This window comes from Niastella vici (genome assembly GCF_002077945.1).
GTDB lineage: Bacteria > Bacteroidota > Bacteroidia > Chitinophagales > Chitinophagaceae > Niastella > Niastella vici.
Genome location: NZ_LVYD01000050.1, coordinates 86,271 through 109,128, shown reverse-complemented (window position 1 = coordinate 109,128; position 22,858 = coordinate 86,271). Strand labels below are relative to the sequence as shown.

Annotated in this window: 20 protein-coding genes; 8 read left to right on the top strand and 12 right to left on the bottom strand. The window is 44.5% G+C overall.

Annotated features, from left to right (window positions below):
- The first annotated feature begins 45 nt into the window (after positions 1-45).
- Complete coding sequence (locus A3860_RS20015) at positions 46-1,026, top strand: ROK family protein (protein ID WP_081148996.1); 981 nt, start codon at positions 46-48, stop codon at positions 1,024-1,026.
- 193 nt (positions 1,027-1,219) lie between these two features.
- Here the strand turns inward: A3860_RS20015 and A3860_RS20010 are convergent, their stop codons facing one another.
- From A3860_RS20010 to A3860_RS20000, 3 genes are all read right to left on the bottom strand, one after another.
- Positions 1,220-2,155: a phosphodiester glycosidase family protein gene (locus A3860_RS20010; RefSeq protein ID WP_158085311.1), complete on the bottom strand. Its 936-nt coding sequence runs from the start codon at positions 2,153-2,155 to the stop codon at positions 1,220-1,222.
- Between the two features lie 107 nt (positions 2,156-2,262).
- Positions 2,263-3,198, bottom strand: coding sequence for a lipoyl synthase (gene lipA / locus A3860_RS20005; RefSeq protein ID WP_081148991.1), 936 nt, complete (start codon positions 3,196-3,198; stop codon positions 2,263-2,265).
- Positions 3,199-3,584: 386 nt separating this feature from the next.
- On the bottom strand, positions 3,585-4,388 hold the full coding sequence (locus tag A3860_RS20000) for a hypothetical protein (RefSeq protein ID WP_143774194.1): 804 nt from the start codon (positions 4,386-4,388) through the stop codon (positions 3,585-3,587).
- A gap of 49 nt (positions 4,389-4,437) precedes the next feature.
- Here A3860_RS20000 and A3860_RS19995 point away from each other — a divergent pair, with 49 nt between their 5' ends.
- Together A3860_RS19995 and A3860_RS19990 are read left to right on the top strand one after the other, a co-directional pair.
- Positions 4,438-4,863 (top strand): OsmC family protein, encoded by a 426-nt coding sequence (locus A3860_RS19995; RefSeq protein WP_081149121.1) that lies wholly within the window; start codon positions 4,438-4,440, stop codon positions 4,861-4,863.
- 331 nt (positions 4,864-5,194) lie between these two features.
- Positions 5,195-6,586 (top strand): sialate O-acetylesterase, encoded by a 1,392-nt coding sequence (locus tag A3860_RS19990; protein ID WP_081149119.1) that lies wholly within the window; start codon positions 5,195-5,197, stop codon positions 6,584-6,586.
- A gap of 80 nt (positions 6,587-6,666) precedes the next feature.
- On the opposite strand, the gene A3860_RS19985 is transcribed toward A3860_RS19990, so the two are convergent.
- Positions 6,667-7,128 carry a CBS domain-containing protein gene (locus tag A3860_RS19985; RefSeq protein WP_081148986.1) on the bottom strand — a complete coding sequence of 154 codons (462 nt, stop codon included), beginning with the start codon at positions 7,126-7,128 and terminating at the stop codon, positions 6,667-6,669.
- A 173-nt stretch (positions 7,129-7,301) separates the two neighbouring features.
- Here A3860_RS19985 and A3860_RS19980 point away from each other — a divergent pair, with 173 nt between their 5' ends.
- From A3860_RS19980 to A3860_RS19970, 3 genes are read left to right on the top strand one after another with little or no spacing between them, the layout of a single operon-like run.
- The gene (locus A3860_RS19980) at positions 7,302-7,556 is read left to right on the top strand and encodes an acyl-CoA-binding protein (protein ID WP_081148984.1); all 255 of its coding nucleotides are present in this window, start codon (positions 7,302-7,304) and stop codon (positions 7,554-7,556) included.
- 2 nt (positions 7,557-7,558) lie between these two features.
- Complete coding sequence (locus A3860_RS19975; protein WP_081148982.1) at positions 7,559-8,104, top strand: hypothetical protein; 546 nt, start codon at positions 7,559-7,561, stop codon at positions 8,102-8,104.
- Positions 8,089-8,967: a hypothetical protein gene (locus A3860_RS19970; protein ID WP_081148980.1), complete on the top strand. Its 879-nt coding sequence runs from the start codon at positions 8,089-8,091 to the stop codon at positions 8,965-8,967. Before A3860_RS19975 ends, A3860_RS19970 begins: the two co-directional genes overlap by 16 nt.
- Here the strand turns inward: A3860_RS19970 and A3860_RS19965 are convergent.
- Positions 8,910-10,268 carry an MATE family efflux transporter gene (locus A3860_RS19965; RefSeq protein ID WP_081148978.1) on the bottom strand — a complete coding sequence of 453 codons (1,359 nt, stop codon included), beginning with the start codon at positions 10,266-10,268 and terminating at the stop codon, positions 8,910-8,912. The genes A3860_RS19970 and A3860_RS19965 overlap by 58 nt on opposite strands.
- A gap of 169 nt (positions 10,269-10,437) precedes the next feature.
- On the opposite strand from A3860_RS19965, the gene A3860_RS19960 reads away from it, so the two are divergent.
- Positions 10,438-10,665 (top strand): hypothetical protein, encoded by a 228-nt coding sequence (locus A3860_RS19960; protein WP_143774193.1) that lies wholly within the window; start codon positions 10,438-10,440, stop codon positions 10,663-10,665.
- A 24-nt stretch (positions 10,666-10,689) separates the two neighbouring features.
- On the opposite strand, the gene A3860_RS19955 is transcribed toward A3860_RS19960, so the two are convergent.
- The 7 genes from A3860_RS19955 to A3860_RS19915 all read right to left on the bottom strand — a co-directional run bounded on the left by A3860_RS19955 (position 10,690) and on the right by A3860_RS19915 (position 21,398).
- Entirely contained in the window at positions 10,690-11,124 is a 435-nt protein-coding gene (locus tag A3860_RS19955; RefSeq protein ID WP_081148974.1) for a hemerythrin domain-containing protein, read from the bottom strand.
- Between the two features lie 253 nt (positions 11,125-11,377).
- Positions 11,378-12,139, bottom strand: coding sequence for a triose-phosphate isomerase (gene tpiA / locus A3860_RS19950; RefSeq protein ID WP_081148972.1), 762 nt, complete (start codon positions 12,137-12,139; stop codon positions 11,378-11,380).
- Positions 12,140-12,179: 40 nt separating this feature from the next.
- A complete protein-coding gene (locus tag A3860_RS19945; RefSeq protein WP_081148969.1) occupies positions 12,180-13,223 on the bottom strand; it encodes a putative sugar nucleotidyl transferase in 1,044 nt (347 codons plus the stop codon).
- Positions 13,224-14,066: 843 nt separating this feature from the next.
- Entirely contained in the window at positions 14,067-14,318 is a 252-nt protein-coding gene (locus A3860_RS19940; RefSeq protein WP_081148966.1) for a type B 50S ribosomal protein L31, read from the bottom strand.
- Positions 14,319-14,848: 530 nt separating this feature from the next.
- The gene (locus A3860_RS19935) at positions 14,849-15,340 is read right to left on the bottom strand and encodes a YajQ family cyclic di-GMP-binding protein (protein WP_081148964.1); all 492 of its coding nucleotides are present in this window, start codon (positions 15,338-15,340) and stop codon (positions 14,849-14,851) included.
- Between the two features lie 366 nt (positions 15,341-15,706).
- Positions 15,707-18,199 (bottom strand): TonB-dependent receptor, encoded by a 2,493-nt coding sequence (locus tag A3860_RS19925; protein ID WP_081148959.1) that lies wholly within the window; start codon positions 18,197-18,199, stop codon positions 15,707-15,709.
- Between the two features lie 739 nt (positions 18,200-18,938).
- Positions 18,939-21,398 carry a TonB-dependent receptor gene (locus tag A3860_RS19915; protein WP_081148954.1) on the bottom strand — a complete coding sequence of 820 codons (2,460 nt, stop codon included), beginning with the start codon at positions 21,396-21,398 and terminating at the stop codon, positions 18,939-18,941.
- A gap of 674 nt (positions 21,399-22,072) precedes the next feature.
- Between A3860_RS19915 and A3860_RS19905 the strand changes: the two genes are divergently transcribed.
- The gene (locus tag A3860_RS19905; protein ID WP_081148949.1) at positions 22,073-22,795 is read left to right on the top strand and encodes a type 2 periplasmic-binding domain-containing protein; all 723 of its coding nucleotides are present in this window, start codon (positions 22,073-22,075) and stop codon (positions 22,793-22,795) included.
- The last annotated feature ends 63 nt before the right edge of the window (positions 22,796-22,858 follow it).

The following is a 22,858-nucleotide window of genomic DNA, read 5'->3' as shown; positions in this document are numbered from 1 at the left end:
CAATGGGGCTGTTTATGACTGAACAAAAGAAACTGAATAATAGCAATGAGACAACAAGAGTATGCCATTGGAATTGATATTGGCGGCACCAACACCGTTTTCGGAATTGTAGATCACCGGGGAGATATTTCGTACCGGGGGGCCATTTCAACCCGCAAGCACAGTGAGGTAACCGATTATATTGACGAACTGGCCGGCGCCCTGGCTCCGGCAATAGACCAGGTTGGCGGCATCAATGCCATCCGTGGTATTGGTATTGGCGCTCCCAATGGTAATTACTATAAAGGCACTATTGAATATGCGCCCAATTTACCCTGGAAAGGCCTTATTCCCCTGCAACAGCTGATGACCGATAAGTTCGGCATTCCCTGTTCACTCACCAACGATGCCAATGCAGCGGCGGTGGGCGAAATGATGTACGGGGTGGCCCGTGGCATGCGCGATTTTATAATGATCACCCTGGGTACCGGCGTAGGCAGCGGTATTGTGGCCAATGGCCAGCTCATTTATGGGCACGATGGTTTTGCCGGCGAACTGGGACATACCACCATAATCCCCGGCGGCCGTTTACATAAAGGCACCGGACTGCGGGGTTCCCTTGAATCGTATGCGTCGGCGACCGGCGTTACCCGCACCGCCCTCGAGTTCCTTGACCGCGATCCCAATCAAAAGAGCCTGCTGCGCCAATACAACCGGGATGAAATTGATTCCCGCATTGTATACGAATGCGCCATGGAGGGTGATGCCATTGCCAAGGAAGTATATGAGTATACCGGTGAAATATTGGGACTGTCCCTTGCCAATTTTGTGATGTTCTCTTCACCTGAAGCCATCATTTTATTTGGTGGTATGACGAAGGCCGGCGATCTGATCCTGAAACCCACGCGCGAGCATATGGAGAAGAACCTGCTCCCTATTTTCCAGAACAAGATAAAGCTGTTGTTCTCTGAATTGCGCGAGGCCGATGCGGCGGTGCTGGGAGCCAGCGCGTTGGTATGGGAAGCGAAGACCGATAAAGTCGTTTAAAAATGTAGGCTTATTTCACCGTAAATTTATTCTCCACGAATCTCAAGAGTCAGAAGTAAGAGGTAAGAAATAGGAAGTAAGAAATACAAAATACAAAAGGACCAAAGCGGATATTTACTATCAACTTTGGTCCTTTTTTATGTCAAGCTTCGTGCTTTCGTCTTTGCTTGATCTACTTCTTACCTCCTATCTCCTACTTCCTCTTCTTCGGCAGCTTCCTCGTAACCATAAACACACTCGCCACCGGCCGTTGTTTGCCGCCGTCGGCCGGTTGAATGGTTTCCTTCCCATTGATGAGCATACAACTGCTGCCGCCGCCATCGAGGTTGATGGCTTCTACACAACCCAGCTCCACTAAAATGCGCGCTTCTTCTTCAAGCGTGGCGCCTTCGGCAAGGCCGGGTGAACGCCCCTGTATAACCAGAATGATCAGCCGGTGATTGCGGGTATAACCGATAGCCGTACGTGGATGCCGGTCGTCATTTTCAAAGGCGTACAGCTGTTCTTCCTTATTGGTGATGAACACGGCGCCTTCCTGTACCAGTACGGGGCCGCCGCCAATGGCGGTATTCATCTTCCACCAGTTCCATTGTTCAATGGTATGCAGGTCGGAAAACGATGGATCGGGATTGCTGCCTTTGGCTATGATGGGATGGGTTTGAAAAGCGTATGGCCATCGTTTGGCGGTATCGGTGAACAGCCAGGCCACATCGGCCAGCCGTTTTTTTGAGATGCCGAAAGCGCTGCGCGTGGCATAATAGAACGAATCGCTGTACAAACTTTTAAGGGCCGGGATATTATACGCCACCATTTTTCCATCGCGAATGATCACGTTCAGGTTCTGATGGGTTTGAAAGGAAAAATAGCCGCCGTTTACAACGATATACGGTTGTTCTTCCCGGGAATAATATTCGGAAGGTGTGTAGCAACTACCGGCTCCCGTTTGGGCCGTGAAGTCAATGTGTTTGTCTTTCAACCGTACCTCAGCGCACCAGGCTTTAAAAGGGCGGCCATTCAATGAATCGGAAGTTTTAAAAACACGGATGGCTTTGGGCAGGCTGTCGAATTCGTTGCTGGCTTTTATCCACCTCACCTGGGTAAGCCCCCACAGCGGTAAAAGGCCGAGCAACGTTAATATTGAATATCGAATGTGCAATGTTGGTTATTGAAGTTAAGCAAAGGTGTGCCAGCTGGCAGTTGCGCACCTGACAGGTCTTTTTCGCTTTTCAATATTCATTATTGAACCATCATTTCTTTTTGCTTCAGCCATTGTTCTTTACCGTAACCTGGAATAACGTGCTTCTCGCTGTGGTAAGAAGAACGAACCAGCGGTCCGCTTTCTACATAATCGAAACCCATGTTATAGCCGGCTTCGCGGTATTCGGCAAATTCATCGGGATGCACAAATCGCAACACCGGTAAATGTTTGCGGGTGGGTTGCAGGTACTGGCCCAGGGTAATTACATCGACCCCGCTGTTGCGCAGGTCCTGCATGGTTTGCAATACTTCTTCCTTTGTTTCGCCCAGTCCACACATGATGCCGCTCTTGGTGCGCATACCGCCCTGTTTCAGGATCTTCAGCACTTCCATGCTGCGGCGGTATTTTGCCTGAATGCGTACCTGGCGGGTGAGGCGTTCAACGGTTTCTATATTGTGCGATACTACTTCGGGGGCTGCTTCAATAATGCGTTGTATATCTTCTGCCTTGCCCTTGAAATCGGGGATCAGGGTCTCGAGCGTAGTATCAGGATTCAATGCTTTTACAGCTTTGATGGTATTGTGCCAAATGATGCTGCCGCCATCTTTCAACTCGTCGCGGTCAACGGAGGTGAGTACGGCGTGTTTCACCTTCATCAGGTGAATGGCTTCTGCCACACGCTGGGGTTCGTCCCAGTCAACTGCCTCGGGACGGCCGGTGGCAACGGCGCAAAAACCGCAGCTGCGGGTGCATACATTGCCCAGGATCATAAAGGTGGCTGTTCCTTCGCCCCAGCATTCGCCCATATTCGGACAATTGCCGCTTTCACAAATGGTGTGCAGTTTATGGGTATCAACCAGGCTGCGAACATGCCGGTAATTTTCGCCGGTGGGTAATTTTACGCGCAGCCAGTTGGGCTTTTTTACAACAGAATTTGATTCATTCACATTACTGATAACGGGTAATTCCTGCATAACTCTTTTATTCTGGTTAAACCTTGGGTATCAGGTAATATAACAGGCCAGTACCCAAAAGGTTTTCTGTAACAAATTGATAAATAGCCACCTATTAAACAGGGCTTTAGCTATTAGCCAACAAAAATAACCAAAAACTGGTTAATGAAGGGTTTTAGTTATCCCGTAAGAGTGTATAAATCAAGGAGGAAAGGCTGTTGCCAGTTACCGGATACCGGTTATAAGGGAATGGGCAACAGTTGTCTCCTGTTTCAGGTTTGCAGGTTCCAGGTTTCATGGAAAATGGTGCAGGTCTTATTTTGCCCTGTTAACCTGTTAACTTGAAACTTGTAACCTGGAACTTTTTGCCTATGGCATCCGCAGCTTCCCGCCCATCCAAAAGCCCCCTATGATTTACGTCGTCCCAATAACAACGAAATATAAGCGTTGAAGAAAAAGTTCTTTTCGGGGTTATAGGCCATTTGGGCCACTTTACTAAAATAGAATTCGGCGTTCAAACCCACTTCAATGGCCGAAACGGTTTCATTGAACCGGCCATAATCGAAACGGAGGGCGCCCTTTGCCGTAAGGCCATATTTGGGCTGCACTTTATCCCACCCTACGGTAAAACCTGAACCACCTGTTTCCTTATAACTACTATCGATAATTTCGGGGTAAGTTTTACGATACCGCTGGTTTGCCCCATCGGTTACATCAACAAAATAGGGTTTTTGCAAGCCTATGCTCACGCCACCGGTATATACGGCCATTACCGCTACCCCGTTCTTGTTGCCTTTACCGCCAATAATGCGTTGCTGGCCGGCGCTGAGCTTTACCTGGTAAAAATTATTGAGTTTGCCGTAAATAACGCTGTTGAAATTAAAGCCGTTCAGCAAAGAGGTGCGCTTTTCTTTTTTATGCTTTTTTTCGTTTATCTCCAACTGAAAAATGTTGGCGACCCGGGCGCTTTTGAACCGCCCTATTTCGTAAGAAAGCCCATAGCCATCGGTGTTTAACTTTATTCCGAAAGCGTTTTGCTTACTGAAAATAATTTCTCCTTCTTCTTCCTGCTTTAGCAGGTTGTTGATCCTTTCTCTTTTTGCGGCCTGTTTGTCTTTTTTCGCTGTTGGTGATTTGGGAGTTGGATTATCCTGCGCCCAAATATTGGATGCAAGCATACCAGCCAAAAGGAACAAAACTATTTTCTTCACTGGCTATGATTTGATTATTAAACGTAAATTTAAGGTAAAAATATTCATAATGACCTCAACAGTAGTTTACGAAGGAAATCTAAGAACGGTTTGTACACACGAAAAATCCGGATCCGTTATTGAAACTGACGCGCCACCCGATAACCAGGGTTTGGGAGAACGGTTTTCACCGACCGATATGGTGGCAACGGCCCTTGGAACCTGCATGCTAACGATAATGGGCATAAAAGCACGCGATATGAACCTTGATATAAAGGGGATAAAAATAGATGTGGAAAAGCTCATGAAGGCCGATCCGCGCCGGATTGGTGGCATAAATTTAACATTTCATTTTCCCGATACCCTGCAGGTTGACGAAAAACAAAAGACCATTCTGGAACGTGCAGCCAATACCTGCCCCGTTATGTACAGCATTCATCCCGATATTGAAGTAAATGTGACCTTCAACTGGAAACCCGAAATGATCACCGGCTAACCACCTGAAGGGGGAATTTCAAACCCCCAAAACTCAAATAACAAATTACAATAAAACAAAATTCAGGATTTGCAATATCAACCGTCCAGGATTATCCGGGACGGTTTTTTTATTAAACTAAACAACCTTTACCCCTCAAAATGCTTCTACCAATCATTCCATTATAAAATATAATTTTTGTTGGTTTCTGTTACGGAAATACTTTTAAACGCAAATTGCTATAGAGATATGAAACGAGGCATGATAAAATTTTCATTATAAACCTGCGGAAATGAAAATTTTATCATGCCGGGTTCCATCTGGCCATATTAAAAAAAATAAAAAATTACAGATGAAAAAATGGTCATCGTTCCTTTTCTTATGTTCGCTTGTCATTGCCTCCCATGCTGCCATTCGCCTGCCCGCTGTTATCAGCAGCAATATGGTGCTGCAGCAACAGTCAAACGTAAAATTGTGGGGCTGGTGCAGTCCCGGCGAAAAGATCGCCATCACCACTTCCTGGAATAACAAGACCGATTCCCTGAAAGGTACCCGCGACGCCAACTGGCTGTATACCATTCAAACCCCGGCCGCCGGCGGGCCTTTTACCATTACCATCTGGGGCAGCAATACGGCAACGCCCATTGTACTCGAAAATGTACTGATCGGCGAAGTGTGGGTTTGCTCGGGCCAGTCGAACATGGAGTGGAATTATTATAATAAACTCCCCGATATCGCCGCTGAACTGCCGACCTGCTATAATAAGAATATCCGGTTCTTCCATATTCCCAAAACCACAGCCGTTTATCCGCAGGATGATTGCGCCGCCAAATGGGCGGTGTGCGATTCCAATGCCCTGAAATTCTTCAGCGCCGTTGGGTATTTCTTTGGCAAAAAACTGAACCAGGACCTCAACGTGCCTATTGGCCTCATCAATGCCAGCTGGGGCGGTACACCGGCCGAAGTATGGACGCCCGAAGCGCTGGTAAATAATGATGGGGAATTAAAAGCGGCTGCCGTTAAACAAAAACCAGATTCACGCTGGCCCATAACGCCCGGTTATACCTACAATGCCATGATTGCGCCTGTCACCAATTATGCCATTGCCGGTTCCATTTGGTACCAGGGCGAAAGCAATACCGAAACTGCTGCCACCTATGGCAAATTATTCACTACCATGATCGACAGCTGGCGCAAGGCCTGGAACAGGGAATTTCCTTTTTACTATGTACAGATAGCGCCTTATAAATATGGTTCACCGCAGATCGGCGCTTTGTTGCGCGAACAGCAAACAAAAACCATGAGCCATCCGCAAACAGGCATGGTGGTTATTACCGACCTGGTAGCCGATACCAATAATATTCACCCTACCAATAAACATGATGTGGGTGCGCGGCTGGCCAACTGGGCCCTGCACGAGACCTATAAAAAGGAAGGTATTGTTTATAAAAGCCCGCTGTACAAAAGCATGGAAGTGAAGAAGGACAAGGCTTATATCACTTTCGATAATGCCCCCACCGGTATTATGGCAAAAGATAAAAAAATTACTGAAGTGTATATCGCCGGCAGTGATCAGCAATTTTACCCGGCCGATGCAAAGATCGAGAATAACCAACTGGTGGTTAGCAGCAAACTGGTGAAGGAACCGGTTGCCGTACGGTATGGGTTCACGAATACCGGTATCGGTAATTTATTCGGGAAGGAAGGATTACCGGTTTGCCCGTTCAGAACTGATACCTGGTAAACTATTCAGATAATAACTAAAAGTTCTCAGCTGGTTCTATAAAGAAACTAACTGAGAACTTTTTTACTTTGAAGGGCGAACTAATAAATTCTTTTCCCCCGCCCCTCTGCTGTATCAATCAATTTCTGGGCAAGTGCATCATCAAATACTTCCGACCTGTTGGCCAATACCTCACGAAGTATGTCGTGAATAGTAATAACACCCATAAACTGGCCGTTATCGAGGGCAACCAGGTAACGGGCCTTACTTCGGGCCATCATGGTCATGCAATGCTCTACCGTATCATCGGGAGCAACAACCGGCAGGTCGGTGGTCATTACTTCCTGTACTTTGGCCTCCCTGCTGCTGCGGCCTTTTAATACTACGTTACGACTGTAATCCCTTTCCGAAAAAACACCTTTGTAATCATCCCCTTCCATTACTATAAGGTAACTCAGGTTTACCACTTCAAGCTGGTGCAGGGCATCAATGACCAGCACGTTGGGCGAGATGATATTCTCCGGACGCGGTTTACTGGCTATAAGATCGTCTACCGTTCTCATGAAATATACATTTGTTTAAAGTTCGTATTTTATTCTATTCAATGAATGACTAAAATCATATATTCATTGTCATATTGGCGATAAATTTATTACATAATTTACAGGAGCCTCCCTGAACTGTCCGGTTCCGCCCCAAAACGCCTATTTTCGCATTTGCCAAAAACAAGTATCATATGAATATCCAGGAATTATTTCAGCAGGCCGTGTCACGTAGTAAAACCCTTACCGAAAAGCCCGGCAACGACATTCTGCTACAATTATACGCCCTTTATAAACAAAGTACCGAAGGCGATATTAATATAGAACCCCCTTCCAATATGTTTGATCTTGTTGGCAAAGCCAAATTCAATGCATGGGAAAGTTTGAAAGGAAAGCCAAAGGAGGCTGCCATGCAGGAATATGTTGATTTGATGGGGAAGTTGAAATAATAGTGAAAAAAACATTCATATACCAGGTTTGGCTGCACAACAGGAAACTGTGTTATCTGCTGATCGCCTTTTGCGTGGTTACAGGCATCACCAATTTACTGGGCGATGAAGTGACGCCTTTTTTTGTATGGGGAATGTATTCTGAAAAAATAAAACCCGTTCAGCAATACGAGGTCCTGAAAACAACCATCAACGATAGTATGGTGGTAGATCCTTATGCCTATCATACTACCGATACCCGATTTTACCTGATAGCGCCTGTTGCCTGGTATAAAAAAATAAAAGACAATAATAACCTGGACCCCACCATCTCCTTTCTGCAATCGAAACTGCATGGGCATTATGAAAATATCCGGTTCCTGGAACCATCTGTGTTCAATATGCCCGCCCGCCAGCAGGAATTTTTAAGCTGGTATGCCCGGTATCTGCAACAGGTTACCAATACGCCTGTTCATTCGCTGCGCATAGATGTAGTAAAAGCACATTATACCAGTCATGACCTGGTAACAGACTCCGTATATCTGTTTGAAAAATGGGAAAAACCGTAACGCATATCAATTTCTATACACCCTTGCAAAGAACGCGTATAGCCCGCATCGTGTTTGGACTGGCATTGGTGTCGCTTCTCCTGTCTTTTTTTTCCCATACCCTGTTGCACCAGTTGCAGCAGCCTGTTTTGAAATTCCCGTATGTAGATACAACTTATTGGGTGATGCATTATTTGCAGCTACCCGAATTTATAACCGGTCATTTTGGGGTTGCCGTTCTGTTCGATCTGGCGCTTTTTGCATCCTGTTTGCTGTCGTTCCTATACCCGCTAAAACGCCTGTTCATTTGGTCGTTCATTGTGTTGTACTTCGTTTATTTTATTACGTTCAATACGTTTGGCTGCCATCACACCAATCATAAGATCGGTTTTTTGCTGATTGCCATTCCCTTTACAGTGGCCGATTACAAATCGTTCAATTTTTTATGGCAGGGCCTGCGGTATTTTATGTGTTTTGCCTTTGCAGATGCTTTTTTGTGGAAGTTTTTCCGGCTTTCCTGGCTGTATAATAGTGAGGGTATGCTTATTCTGAAAATGAACCAGACGGCATTTTTATATCTTGAACGGCATACAGGGACCGCTGCATTTTACCGGTGGCTGCTGCAATATCCAGGCCTGTTGCAGGGTATATACATCACCGGCATGATTATGGAAGGGTTGTTTATCATTGGTTTCTTCACCCGTAAATACGACCGGTTCCTGTTATTGCTTTCTCTGGTATTACCTATTGGTTTCTGGCTTATAGCCGATACCTGGTTCTTCGAGCTGTTGATACTTAGTTTAACTTTTATCAATTTTAACCGGCTTTATACGCGGTACCGTTTTGCAAAGGGAATAAAGAAGGGTGACATAACTCCTGTATGATAGCGGGCGAATATGGCAAGTAGAATATTGTAAAGAATATTACTGATCAGCATGGCCCATGCTACGCCGGTTACTCCCTGTGTAGGGATCAGCAGGCGGCTTAGTACGGTTAGCAGTATAACATTTACCACTAAGGCAAAGGCCGATTGTTTTTCTTTTCCCTGCATCATTAAAATGGTATTGGCTGGGCCAAATATGCCAAACAAAGCATTGGAGGCACTCATTAAAACCAGTGCCGGATAACCAGCCGTAAATTCACTGCCAAAAAGGTGTCCCAATAACCACGGACCAACTACTATATTCGTTGCTAATAAAGGCAGTGAGGTGATCATAATGATCCAGGTACTTTCGGAATACAGCTTTTGCTTATACGACAGCTCGGCCGAATGATGTTTCGCAAAAAGCTGGGGCAGCATGGAATGCAGTAAATAGAATGGATAAATGATAATATCTGAAAATCGCGCTGCAATGTTGAAAATGCCGATGTTCTTTTCCTCGATAAAATACGGCATTATTAACATGCCAATGCGGGTGGCAAGCAGCTGCAGCAGGCTGATAGATAGAAAATAAAATGCCTGTTTTGAAACGCCTTCTCCTTTGTAGCGTTCGGTGCCCTTACTGAAATAAGGTTTTGTTTTTTTAATAACCAGCCACAACAGCACCAGCGCACAAATAACCAGGTTGATCAACGCTATCCCGATCAGCCGGCTGGCATCAACAGCGATCGACAACCACCCTGCCCCTGCAATAAACAGGGTAAATACAAAAGGTTTCAATAACCGTTCTGTAACCTGGCTAAGCCGTATATGGTTCAGCGCCTGTAATACGTACTGGTTAAAGGTAAGAAAGACCGACAAATAAATTGTGCCGGCTGCTACCATGAATTGCGGCCTGTATTTACTTAAAGTTGGTACCGGAAACAATTGAATAAGCAATAAAAAGAGCCCGCTGATCAAAATACTGTTAATGGCCACCCGGGTATTGGAATGCCTGATAATGGCGCCTATTTGCAACCGATTGTTTTGGGCCATATATTTGGGCATACGGCTTAAAACAATATCTTCCTGTCCGCCCATTGCCAGCACGGTCAATACACTGATCCAGTTGAAAACATGCACATAAACGCCATATATTTCGGCGCCGAAAAATTTTACCAGCAAATAATTCCCGGTAAACACCATTACTATGGAAATGCCCTGGATAATAAAAGAATGGATAAGGCCTTTTACAAGTCTGGTACGCTCTTCTTTCGGCAGATCGCTTTTCAAAATTTTTTCAAGAATCGACTGTAAAAGCTTCATGTAATAGTAGTAGATTATTGATCTATAGGGTTCGCTTCCACTGCAACAACCCGGTATCCCGGTTGCTGGTTCCAGGCCGTATCATCGCCATAATGCACGCCAATATCATAAATTGAACCTGGTTGTGTCATTATCGCCCGTCTGGTATATAAACCCACAAATATATTATTTGGCGGGAAAGTATCGTTTAAATACCCGATTTTCAACAAATTCGCAGTTTTACAACCTGGTAGTGTGTGGTGGATTGGAAAAAAAGCGTTGGGATTATGACCTGGTGTTTGACCTGGTCATAGAAGCTGAGGAGAAACAGTTGCCCGGACAAATTACGTTGTCAGGTGGCACTTATGAATATACCATCCCCAAAGTGCGGGAAAAAAATCCTTCACTGTTTGCTTAGGCCATATGGCGGTTGTGCGTGGTATTATCTGTTTACGGCAGCCATTGATACATTGAGCTGACTAAGTTCCTGTTGGGGAATAACCTCTTCCATTTTTCTGAAAATGATCTCATCTTCAAAATGGCTGTGCTGGTCGACCAGCTTTATAAAAGCTTTGTAGAGGTAATAATCTTCATCGTGCCGGTTAAGCCGTTCGGCCAGCAGGCGAATGGTATCGTGTTCCCGCTTCAGCACATTCATAAAATTAAAGGGGAATTGATGCTTCTGCAAAAAAGGAAATAATATCGCCTCCTCTGCATCCACATGCTTTTGCAGCTCGTTTTTCCAGAATTGAATAAGTCGCTGCCTGATGGCTGATTTATCTCGTTGTTGCTGGATGTCGCGCATTAATTCACGGCATTTAAGCCTGTCTTCCTTGTGTTGCCAGGATAGTACCTGTAAAGCCCTTGAATGTTCCATAAAACAAATCCTCCCCTTCCGTTTAAACAATAATCACTCCATAACACCGAAATGGGGAAAAGTTTGAAACATCTTTAACGGTTCGTTTACATTATATTAAAAATGAAATGAATCTTAGGAGATAATTAATAATCAATATGCAATTCGAACGGGCAGAAGTAAGAAGTAAGAGGTAAGAAGTAAGAGGAAGTAAGAAGAGGCGTTTTTCCTACTTCCTACTTCCTACTTCATAAATCTATTACATGAAATGTTTCTATTTCAAACTACTGATAATTGTAATAAACTCAGCCGCATTCAATGAAGCCCCGCCAACCAGTCCGCCATCTACATCGGGTTGCGAGAACAGTTCTTTGGCATTATTGGCTTTCACGCTGCCGCCGTACAGAATAGAAATGGCATTGGCTGTTTCGGCGCCATATTTTTTGGCCAGCACGCTGCGCAAATACGCATGCATTTCCTGTGCCTGGTCACTTGTGGCTGTTTTACCGGTGCCAATGGCCCAAATGGGTTCATAAGCGATCACAATGCGTTTGATGGCTGATTCAGACAAATGGAAAAGCGATTCCTGTAACTGTACTTCCACATAGCTGTTCTGTGTGCCGGCTTCGCGAATGTTCAGCGGTTCGCCACAACAAAAAATGGGAGTGATATCATATTGCAGGCAGAGGTCCAGTTTTTCGGCCAGCATTTTATTCGATTCCTGGAAATATTCGCGGCGCTCGCTATGGCCCAGCACGCAATATTGTATACCGATCGATTGCAGCATTTCGGCAGATACTTCACCGGTGTAAGCGCCCGATTTTTTATTATAGCAATTCTGTGCAGCAACAAAATAGTTGTTCTCTTCTTCAGTTTCACTTTTGGCCATGATGAGGTAGGGAAACGGAACGGCAAAAATGGTCAATTGATGTCCTTTTAATGCTATGTTGGCTGAAAGGATCTCATCGAGTAACTGTTCACCCTGTTGATAGGTACAATTCATCTTCCAGTTAGCCGCAGCAATTTGTTTGCGCATAAGTGTCGTCTTTTTTAATGTGAAGGCTTTTATGATCTTTTTATGATTGCCCAAAAATATGTTTCAATTGAGTTATTTCTGCTTCTGTGAGGACCTGATTTTTTAATTTTTTCCAGTTGGCGATGTCTTTCAGGGCTTTTTCAAATTCATACAGGCTTAGTCCCTTGTTGCCCCAGGTAAAACTGGGGATGAATTTTGGGGGCATGCCTTCGCCAAAGATATTGGCGCAAATACCTACCACTGTTCCGGTATTGAACGAGGTATTAATGGCGGCCCGCGAATAATCGCCCATCAGCAGGCCGCATTTTATGCCGGCCCGCATGTATTCGCGGGAATGATAATGCCAGATATTCACTTCGCTGGCGGTATTCTTGATGTTTGAATTGGAGGTACCTGCTCCCAGGTTGCACCACTCCCCTATGACCGAGTCGCCCAAATAGCCGTCATGCGCTTTGTTTGAATAGCCGAACAGGATCGAATTCTTGATTTCGCCGCCTGCCAAGGAATACGGTCCAATGGTGGTTGCCCCATAGATCTTTGCCCCCATTTTTACCAGGGCTCCTTCGCCCAGGGCAAATGGCCCCCTGATGAACGAGCCTTCCATGATCTCAGCGTTCGGGCCAATATATATAGGTCCGGTAGAGGCGTTCAGCATGCAATGGTGCAGCACAGCGCCCGGTTCAATAAATACCTGGTTCGAATTAATGACCTGTACCGATTCGGGGATCGGCTCTGAATACCGGCCCTGGGTCAGCAACTGAAAATCTTCGCGCAGCGCCCAGTCGTTCCATTGAAAAATGTGCCAGGGGTATTGCAACACCTTTACGGAGGTGTAATCGGGTTCGTTGTTGAAAATAGATTGAATGAAGGCAGCTGTTGGTATAATATTGGCTGCAAATACGATGGCATTGGCAGGTGCTTCTTCATCGGGTTTGAGCACGGTAACGGGTTGTTGCAACAGCTTTTCCCATTTTTGGCGGATGGTGAGAATACCGATACGGATATCGGCCACCGGGCGTGTTTGGGAAAAGGGAAATAGATGCGCTGCCACCTCTTTATCGGAAAGAAATACGGGTTTGTTCATTGGTTTTAGTTCTTGAGTTCCTGGTTCTGCGATTTTAGCGGGCCGGAGGGCCAAACTTAGTTCATTTTTGAAACTTTCAGCAGGTGGTTAGGTTTTACAGGAATTCTCAATTCCTTCAGGGTATTTTCAATTGCTTCAGGGAATTCTCTTTTCCTTCAGGGAAATCGCTCTTCCTTCAGGGAATTCTAAAAGTCTTCCGGGAAAACTCAAAATCTTCAGGGAAATCAGAAAAGCAGCAAGGAATTGGCTATTCCATTCGGGAATCCTCAATTCCTTACAGGAAACCGGAAAAGCCGGAAGGAATTTTCAAAATCTTCCCGGAAATCCAAATTCCTTCCGGGAAATCTTAAAACCTTCCGGGAATTCCCGATCCCTTCCAACTTACGGGCATAAAATCGTTAGCTGGGCCTTACAATTGGCAATTTGAGTGGTATAATTGAAAACTCAGGAGTATAACTGGTTAAACCAGGTGCTTAGGTTGGTGGGTTGGCACCATAAAATGGCAACCTGCCTCTTTTTTTATTCAACCTGTATCAAAAACAACCCGATTGTACTGTAAAAGTGATCAACTATGCCCAATACTTAACAAGAATAGCCGCATACTTAAAAAGTAATTACTCAAAACAATTTGGGAAATGAAGCGGATGAACAAATGAACAGGAATACGGGGTTACCGAAGGCATAATTGCAGGAATTAAGTGAAGCTTTAACTTATGCAGAACAATAAAACAATTTAACCGGAGCGTTATTGATGTGCTATAAAACAAAAATCCCCTTCCTTAGACAAGGAAAGGGAAAGTATAGCCATGAAAAACAAAAATGTTTGTATTGAAATTACGCTTTTTATTTTTTCTTTTCGTAACGTTTCTTGAATTTATCAATACGACCCGCTGTGTCTACCAGTACGTTCTGACCAGTAAAGAAGGGGTGAGATGTGTTAGAAATTTCTAATTTAATGAGAGGATATTCATTGCCATCTTCCCATTTAATAGTCTCTTTTGAAGGAGAGGTAGAACGGCTGAGGAAACTGTACCCGTTACTCATATCTTTAAAAACAACGAACCGATAATTTTCGGGATGAAGTCCCTTTTTCATAACTCTTTGATTTTTAAATTGTACACCGATTTTGCGGTGTACCCTGTTAATATATTTGTTATGCTGGTTTTAGCAGCAAAGCCGCAAAATTAGCTCTCCTATATAACTCCGCCAAATTAAATTTTATTCCTGACTTTTTTAAAAATTTATTAAAGAAAAAAGGAAAATTAGTAAACTGGCAGGTAAAAATAAATTTTTCAGGCAAGAAATTAAATTAAAAAAAGAAAGCACCGGATCCATTTTATACCTGCTACGTGCACGTATAACCTGTATACCCAATGCTTTCCGCTAATCGCATTGAACCATTTTACTAGCTTACTGCGATTTTCTATACCTAAGTTACTTATTAAATGACCAGTTTCCCAAATTTATTTAAGTCAGGTTTTGCACCTGTTCTGCACCAAATTATTCACAGTTGCCGGTTACCGGTTTCCGGTTGCCAGGTCCTCTATATCGGCATGCTTGCTATTACTCAGTTTGCTATTGGTTTTTGGCCCGGTATCTGGAAACCGGGAACTGGTAACTGAATTTCAGCTCCGCATATTCTCATACTGCAGGGGAATACCCAGTGAGGCATTGCGACACAATTGGATCACTTCCTGCAGATCGTCGATCTTTTTACCGGTTACGCGAACAAGATCATCGTTGATCTGGGCCTGCACTTTTAATCCTGAGTCCTTGATGAGCTTAACGATCTTTTTGGCGTCTTCCTGTTTCAGGCCGTTGCGCACACTTACCTCCTGCTTCACCACTTTACCGCTTTGATAAGATTCTTTGGAGAGGTCAAATGCCTCGGGTGAAATGTTCTGTTTATGGGCCCGGTTGATCAATACATCTATCAGCTGGCGCATTTTCATGTCATCGTCTGTTTCAATGTTGATCCTGAATTCCTTTTTGTCGAGGTTGATCACCACATGCGAACCTTTAAAGTCGAAACGGTTGGTGATCTCCTTGGTGGTTACATTCACTGCGTTGTCCAGTGCCTGTGCATCCACTTTACTAACAATGTCAAAAGAAGGCATATCGTAAATTTAAAGTGCTGAATGGTATACGGGTACGAAAGTAAGCAAAATCGTGAATGGTGAAAGTTGTGGTTACCAGTTTCCGGTTCCCGGTTACCAGGGAAAAAATTCGGAATCCCCGATTATTGGGAGAACGATCGACTTTCAGGCCCGGTAACTGGTACCCGGTACCCGGTAACAAAAATGCCCGCCCAGAAAACTGGAGCAGGCTTGTGTGTTGCACATGAAACGTAAGAACAATCAGGTAATTCGATAATTCGATAATGTGATACATGGAATACAGCTACTGCGAATGCATTCGCGTGAGCATTGAAATTATAGGGACCGCTCGAATTTAATGCATTATCAAATTTTCTAATTATCACATTACTGGTTCTGGCCTCCCCCTGCCCTGTTCTGCTCCTCAGTAGCGCCACTCGTGCGCTTTCTTGCCTGGGCCACCGAGGTTTTACCAAAACGATAGCTGAATGTAACCGTAAAAGCCCGGTTATCCCACTTGTTATGTATTCGCACATCAATATCACTGTACAGGGTGCGCCCATTGAATTGTTGCCAGTGGAAAGGATCGCGGATGTTTAACCGTAAGGTGCCTTTTCCCTTTATGACCAGTTTTTGTACCCCCAGGGTCATAAAATACATTGGGTCGGTAATGGTCAGTTGCTCAATGGTTTTGCCCCGGTACCAACCGCTTACTTCCCCACTCCATCCTTTTTTGAAGCTGAACGTGTTACTAACGTTCAACGTGGCCGAAGTATAGCTGATGTCGATGGGGTCGTTATTACCGGTAAATGAATTAAAATAGGTGCCCTGGTACCGGTTGTTAAACACATTTACAAACAGGTTCACGTTCCAGTTCTTTACCGGGGTAAAGGGGGCGTTTATGGCCACGCCAATATTCTTGAACCGGGCCACATTATCGGGTGTAAGGAAGGTGATCCTTTTCTCGGTGTTCTGTTTTAATAGCTGCGATATTACATCGTCGGTGACGGTATAATTGACCGTAGTGGTGAAGCGCCCTTTCAGCGTATGCCGCAATTCAATATTGTTGGCGTATTGGGGAAGCAGGTACGGATTGCCCTGCCGGTATTGTAAGGAGTCGAGGAACCAGATGAACGGGTTCAGGTCCTGGTAATTGGGCCGTTCAATACGGCGGCCATACGATAAAGTGAAGCTGTGATTTTTATTTGCCTCGTAATTCACGTACATAGTGGGAAACAAACTGGTATAGTTGCGGGTAAAACCTGAATCATTGGTGACCTGCTTTCCCTTTGCAATGGTATTTTCAATACGCAACCCGGCCTGCGCGCCCCATTTCTTCCATTTTTTGTTAAGGCTTACATAACCGGCATTAATGTTTTCGCGATAAATAAAATGGTTCGAACGGTCGTCGGGTTTCCAGCTGCCGTTATCGTTCCGCGTGTATTTTACTTCATTGTCGTTGCGCACATAGCTTAATTTGAGGCCGGCATCGAAACGCAGGTTGTTCTTTAAAGGATGTACATAATCGGTTTTGGCCGAATAAATATTGATAAGCCCGGGGATATCGCCGTTTAAGATGAGGCTGCCGGTGGTGTTGCCATACGAGTCATAGACCGTGGTGTACAGGGTGTTTTTGGTATTGTTGGTGTAACCGATATAATCCAGATCGGCAGTAAGCTCACGGCCTGCTGAATCGAAAGTATGTTTGTAATTGAGGTTGGCCGAATAATTGAAGAAATTATTTTTATTGACGTTGTCGGTGGCCAGCACCGATTCAATGCTGCCATCGGGCTGGCTAATGCTTTGCACATTGGCAGAAGCCGGGCGGCCAAAAAATCCGAATCCGTTCACCACCACACCAATAACGTTCTTTTTATCGGCATAATAATCAAAACCAAGTTTTATGGTGTGGTTATTATTGCGGAAGTTAAAATCAGAATGTGAAGATGATGTAGAGTTCAGCGAGCCGTCTTTTTCAAAAAAGCGGCGGGTAAGGTCGAGGTAACCTTTTCCTTCGCGGTAGTTGAAATTGTAATTCCCGAACAGGTTCCATTTCCCTTTACGGTAGTTTAAATTGATGCTGGCATTGCTGCGAGGGGGCGTATACCATGAATTATTGCGATGAAAGAGGCTAACCGCTCCACCAAGTGTTATGCTGCCATTGAACCCCTCTGTAAGGCTTTTTTTGGTTTTTATGTTGATAATGCCCGAATTGCCGCTGGCGTCGTAACGGGCAGGCGGATTGGTCATGATCTCTATTTGGTCAAGCGCGGAGGCCGGCAGGTTTTTCAGCACATTGGCCAGGTCGGCCGGCGACAAATAAGTTGGTTTGCCATCGAGCATGACCTTTACGCCCTGTTTTCCTTTCAGGCTGATCTCGCCTTCATTACTAACGGTTACGCCGGGCGATTTTTCCAGCACTTCCAGGGCTGAGGCGCCGGCATTGGTAGGCGCTGCTTCAACATTCACCACCATGCGATCGATCTTGTTTTCGATGAGTGGTCTTTTGCCGGTTACAGTTACTGCACCCAGCGTTTTGCCGGCTGCTTTCTGTAATTGAAAAGAAGGTAATTTATATGGTGAGGTGGAAGAAACCGTAAAGCGTTTGCTGCTTGTTTTTATAAAACCAACTGCGGTAACTACAACAAAATATTCTCCTTCGGCCAGGTGTTCAAATTCAAAAAGCCCGTGTTTATCTGAAACGGCTACTTTAACGAGAGCAGAATCTTTTGCCCGTTGCAGCGATGCGGTGGCCGATTCCACAGCCTGGGCATCAGCATCGGTGATAACACCAGTTACTTTACCCAACTTGTTTTGTGCAGTAACAATAAAGGAAAGAAAACACAGTAAACCCGTTAAATAGGTAGATCTGTTTTTCATGCGCGATTTTTGAAGGGTTTTAACGGTGGAATCTCTACTGTAAGGTGCGACGTATTTGCGGGATTAAAAAAGGATTAATGATAATCAGTACTATTAACAGACAGGGGGCTCATATTCGGTATCAATACACCAACGGAGAAAAATCAGGAAGAAAGGTGCAGGGGTGAACAGTTGATAGTGGCCTGATAAACCGGGGCAATTCATCTACATTCTCTTGTGATACTTAAGCGTTTAAAAAATTAAAGGCCCCATAGAAATGGGGCCTCGTTAACCAAAACTAACTGCTTATGAGAAAAACTGTATGACTGCTATTTATGAAGAAAGTTTATTTGCTTAATTATTTGTGCGTTACATATAAGAAATCCCACATCCTACCAGGTAAACAAGTGCTATTGCTATTAGTATTATCTTTCTCATTGTCCAATCTTTTAAATTATTGCCGCTTTATTAATAAGACGCTTAAACGGTAAAAAGGTTTCATTGTCCACTGTTAAAAAAATCTAAATAACTCTTTTTATTATTTTCTTTCTTTCAAACAGCTATGGTTACTTATTCAGAAATTATGCCACATTCGACTATCGTTTTCTTAAAATGCTTCTGCTCTATTTTACCGTATAATCTCTTTTTGTAACTCCCTTCTGAGACTGGTACTGCGCTCATTGGTTTAACGAATATACCGAGGCTAATTGTTAACTGCCTGTTATCATATACGAGTGATACGGCTGAATAGATTTGTGCCTTAATTTCCCACATTAACGCGGTTTTGTTCGTCGCTGGCCCCGCCTTTTTTACGTTGTCCGTTAGTATTTTTTATGGGTTTTCCAAAGCGGTAGGTGAACGTTATGTTGGCAACCCGGGTATCGCGGGTATTTCTAAACCTGGCTTCGGTGTTTTTGAAATAGATATCCCCCTGCGCTATTTGAGTATAGAAAATATCCCGCACATTGGCTTTCACTGTTCCCTTACCTTTTAACACTTGTTTTGAAATACCGGCCGATAATGCGCCCATTGATTTTAACAGAATTTGTCCATCAACGCTGTTACTCATATACCAACCACTCAGTTCGGCACTCCATCCTTTTGTAAGGGTTATCTGGTTATTCATGTTTGCATTTAATGTACCGCCTTCCACTTTCAGGTCTTCTCCATATAATTTACCAGAGTAACGGGTGTAGCTATAGTTGGTATACAGCATACTGGTGAGCCATTTGGTAACATGTATCTGTGCATTTACTGCAATACCGGCGTTCTCGCGGCGGCCGATGTTGGCTCTTCTTACGATAGTGGCATATCCACTTGAATCAAATGTTTCGTTGAACTCGTTTGTGGTGAGGCTGTAGTTAAGGGTTGTTGTTAACCAGCCTTTAAAAATATGGGTTAGTTCAACGTTGTTTGTGTACTGGGGCTTTAAATAAGGGTTGCCGGCTTCATAGGTGTATTTATCAAGGAAGAACAGGAAGGGGTTCAGGCTTTGGTATCCCGGGCGATCGATGCGGCGGCCAAAGGAAAGACCAAACTGGTTGTTCTTGTTGGCGCCATAGCTTATATATACGGTCGGGAAAAAGCTGTTGTAGGTGCGTTTGAAACTGGAATCACCGGTTGTAGGGTTGCCATAACGATGGCCCTTGTAATTTGTATTCTCGTAACGTAACCCGGTTTGCACGCCCCATTTTTTAGTGAGCTGTTTGTTCAGGTTTATATAAGCGGCATTGATGTTCTCATTGTAATCGAAAAAGTTTGTTTTGCCGTAATCTGTTATCCATTCACCGTTATTTAAGGTATAGTAATTGGCTTTATTCACCGTTTGCACGTAGCTCGATTTTACCCCTGCTTCAATTTTAGCATTGTTCTTCAACGGATGGGTGTAATCCATTTTGGCCGAGTAAATGTTAACGGTAACGGGCAGGTTGCCCTGTAATTGTTCGTCGTATCTTTTTATCCAGTTTGGTTCGTAGGTAGTATTGATGAAATGCTGCTTGTTTGCATTGTCATATACGATATAATCGAGGTCGGCGGTGAGTTCGCGGCCGGTAGAATCAAACTGGTGCCGCATGTTCAGGTTCACGCTGGCATTCTTCCAGGTGCCTTTGATATAGGAGCTGGCGGTTGCAATGCTGTCAACCATTTTGTTCGGGTTTTCGAGATAGCTGGTATTGTTGTTAATGCTGCTTTCGGGATTATAAAAACCGCTTACAACAATACCGAGGGTTGTTTTATCGGTTACATAGTAATCCATACCCAGTTTCAGGTTATTGCTCATATTGCGGCGTTTCATGAATGCCACCTGTTCAAAGATGGCGCTGGTTGAACCGTCTTCATTCCTGTACCGGCGGAAGATGTCGAGTTCCTGGTAATTATCATTGCGGTTGAAGCTGTAATTGCTGAAGAGGTTCACCTTACCATTGCGGTAATTGAGACTCAGGCTTTCATTGTTTTTGAAGTATGCCCCCTGCCCCTGCCCGGCGCTTACGTTACCGTTAAAACCTTTTACCCGGTTCTTTTTTGTTTTGATATTGATAATGCCCGCATTGCCGGCTGCGTCGTATTTGGCGGGCGGATTGGTCATGATCTCTATTGATTCCAGTTGCGAAGCCTGCATACCTTTTAACATATTGGCCAGGTCGGCGCCGCTGAGGTATGCGGGGCGGCCATCGAGCAATACCATTACACTCTGTTTGCCTTTGAGGCTAATGTTCCCGTCTTTATCGACCTGTACGCCGGGTGATTTTTCAAGGGCTTCCAGGGCATTGGCGCCGGTGTTGCTGATGAATGCGTCAACATTAACCACCATACGGTCTATCTTTTGCTCAACCAGTGGTTTACGGGCGCTTACGGTTACGGCTTTCAGGTTATTGGAGCGTTGGCTGAGTACGATGGTTGTGAGCTCCATCAGGGAGCTGTCGGCCGAAATGCTGAAGGGGGCCGAATATTGTTTTTCATATCCAACAGCCGAAACGGATACCAGGTATTTGCCTTTAGGCGGGTTATCGAAGGAATAATGGCCGTCCTGGTCGGTGACCGACATCTTCACCACGCTTGAATCTTTGGCTTTTAAAAGGGTTATGGTAGCGGCTGATAAGGCTGATTGGTTGGTTGCGCCTACTTTTCCACTGAGCTTTACGGCAGTTCTGTTTTGCGCCCTGCCTATAAAGGATACTGTTAACAGTATGATTATAAACAGGTTGGGAAGCTTTCTCATGGTTCTTTTATTGGTTGTTAAATACTTTGCTTAATTGATTACAGTCCAAAATTAAGTACTATGCAATGTAAAGTACCTTACTTTGTGTCGAATGGTTGATAAGGTTGATGTCCGGAAAAGTGAAACGGGAGATCTGGGTAACCCAAATGGCCGGGTCCAGGGCGGGTGAGATGGTTCCTGCCCCAAGCCTGGGCGTGCGTTTGAGCAGGTTCCCTGAAGCCCTGGAAGCCGAAAGAGGGGTTGAGTGCTGAAAAATCCATTTCCCCTGTTGCATATACTTTTTGCATAGCAATTGGGACGTATGAGCTACACTAAGGTTACTAATGGCGGGGTGTTTGGGATGGAAGGTGGAAATGCGGGATGAGGTGCAGAATGAGTTAATGGGTTAATTTGCTAATGAGATAAAATGATAATGTGATAATAATGCCTACACGTGGCAGACCAATTGGGGTATTGTTCGGTCTGAGGAAGGTTGGTCGCTTAATAGAATTCAATTTAAACAAAACCGCTATTGATCTTTATTACACAAAGGGTATATTAATTATTTAGGATATGTGGAAAAGCTGGCTGGCATTGAAATTATCTACTCTCTGCATTTTACAACTTGTCCTGATAATTACTTGTATTTCATCCTACAAGAGAAACTTCTACTTTTGTAACAACAACCCTTATGTATGAAAATAAAATCTTCGGTTATTCTTCTACTTGGCATTATTCTTTTTGTGAGCTGTAAAAAAGACGTAGACTTAATTATTCCTACAATCCTAACCACTCCCCTTCAAGCAGGCACACTCGATACAGTGAAGTCGAGCCTTGTTGCTTCAGCAACGGTCGATGGTGATTCTTTCAGGCCCGATTCGTGCCATTGGCAGGTCCTGGATAATTCCAACAACCAGGTGGCAATAATTTCCAGTCCTTCTGATACTGTTATCTATTGGGTTCCGCAACATGATGGGGACTACCGCATCATTGCGAAAGCTTTCATGGGAAAAAACAGTGTTACCGCCAACGCCCAGATTCATGTTCAAAATACACCTGCCACTATACAGCGGCAGATGGTTGGCAAATGGCATGGTTCCGTAACAACGCCCTGGCAACCTGTTTATGAGGTAGATATGGAGTTCTTCAGCAACGGGCAGTATTCGGCACATTCAACCAATAGCAGCACGCCTGCGTTGTATTATGGAGTGGATACAGATTCACCTGACAAGACCTTCCAAATACTTTCTTTGGATGCAGCAGGTGCCAATGGTAACATCGTTATTTACTTTTGGCCAGGCGACACGAAACAAAATCAACTAAAGGCCATCAACCTTTCAAACAACAATAATAACCTTAATTTTGAAATCTGGGATGGCTCCCATGGCCCCCGAAAGTACGTGCTCGATCGTAAGTGATCTGTAATCGTATTGCCGCTGTAAAAATCATGATACTGATCTGCGACGAAGAAAATGAAAATG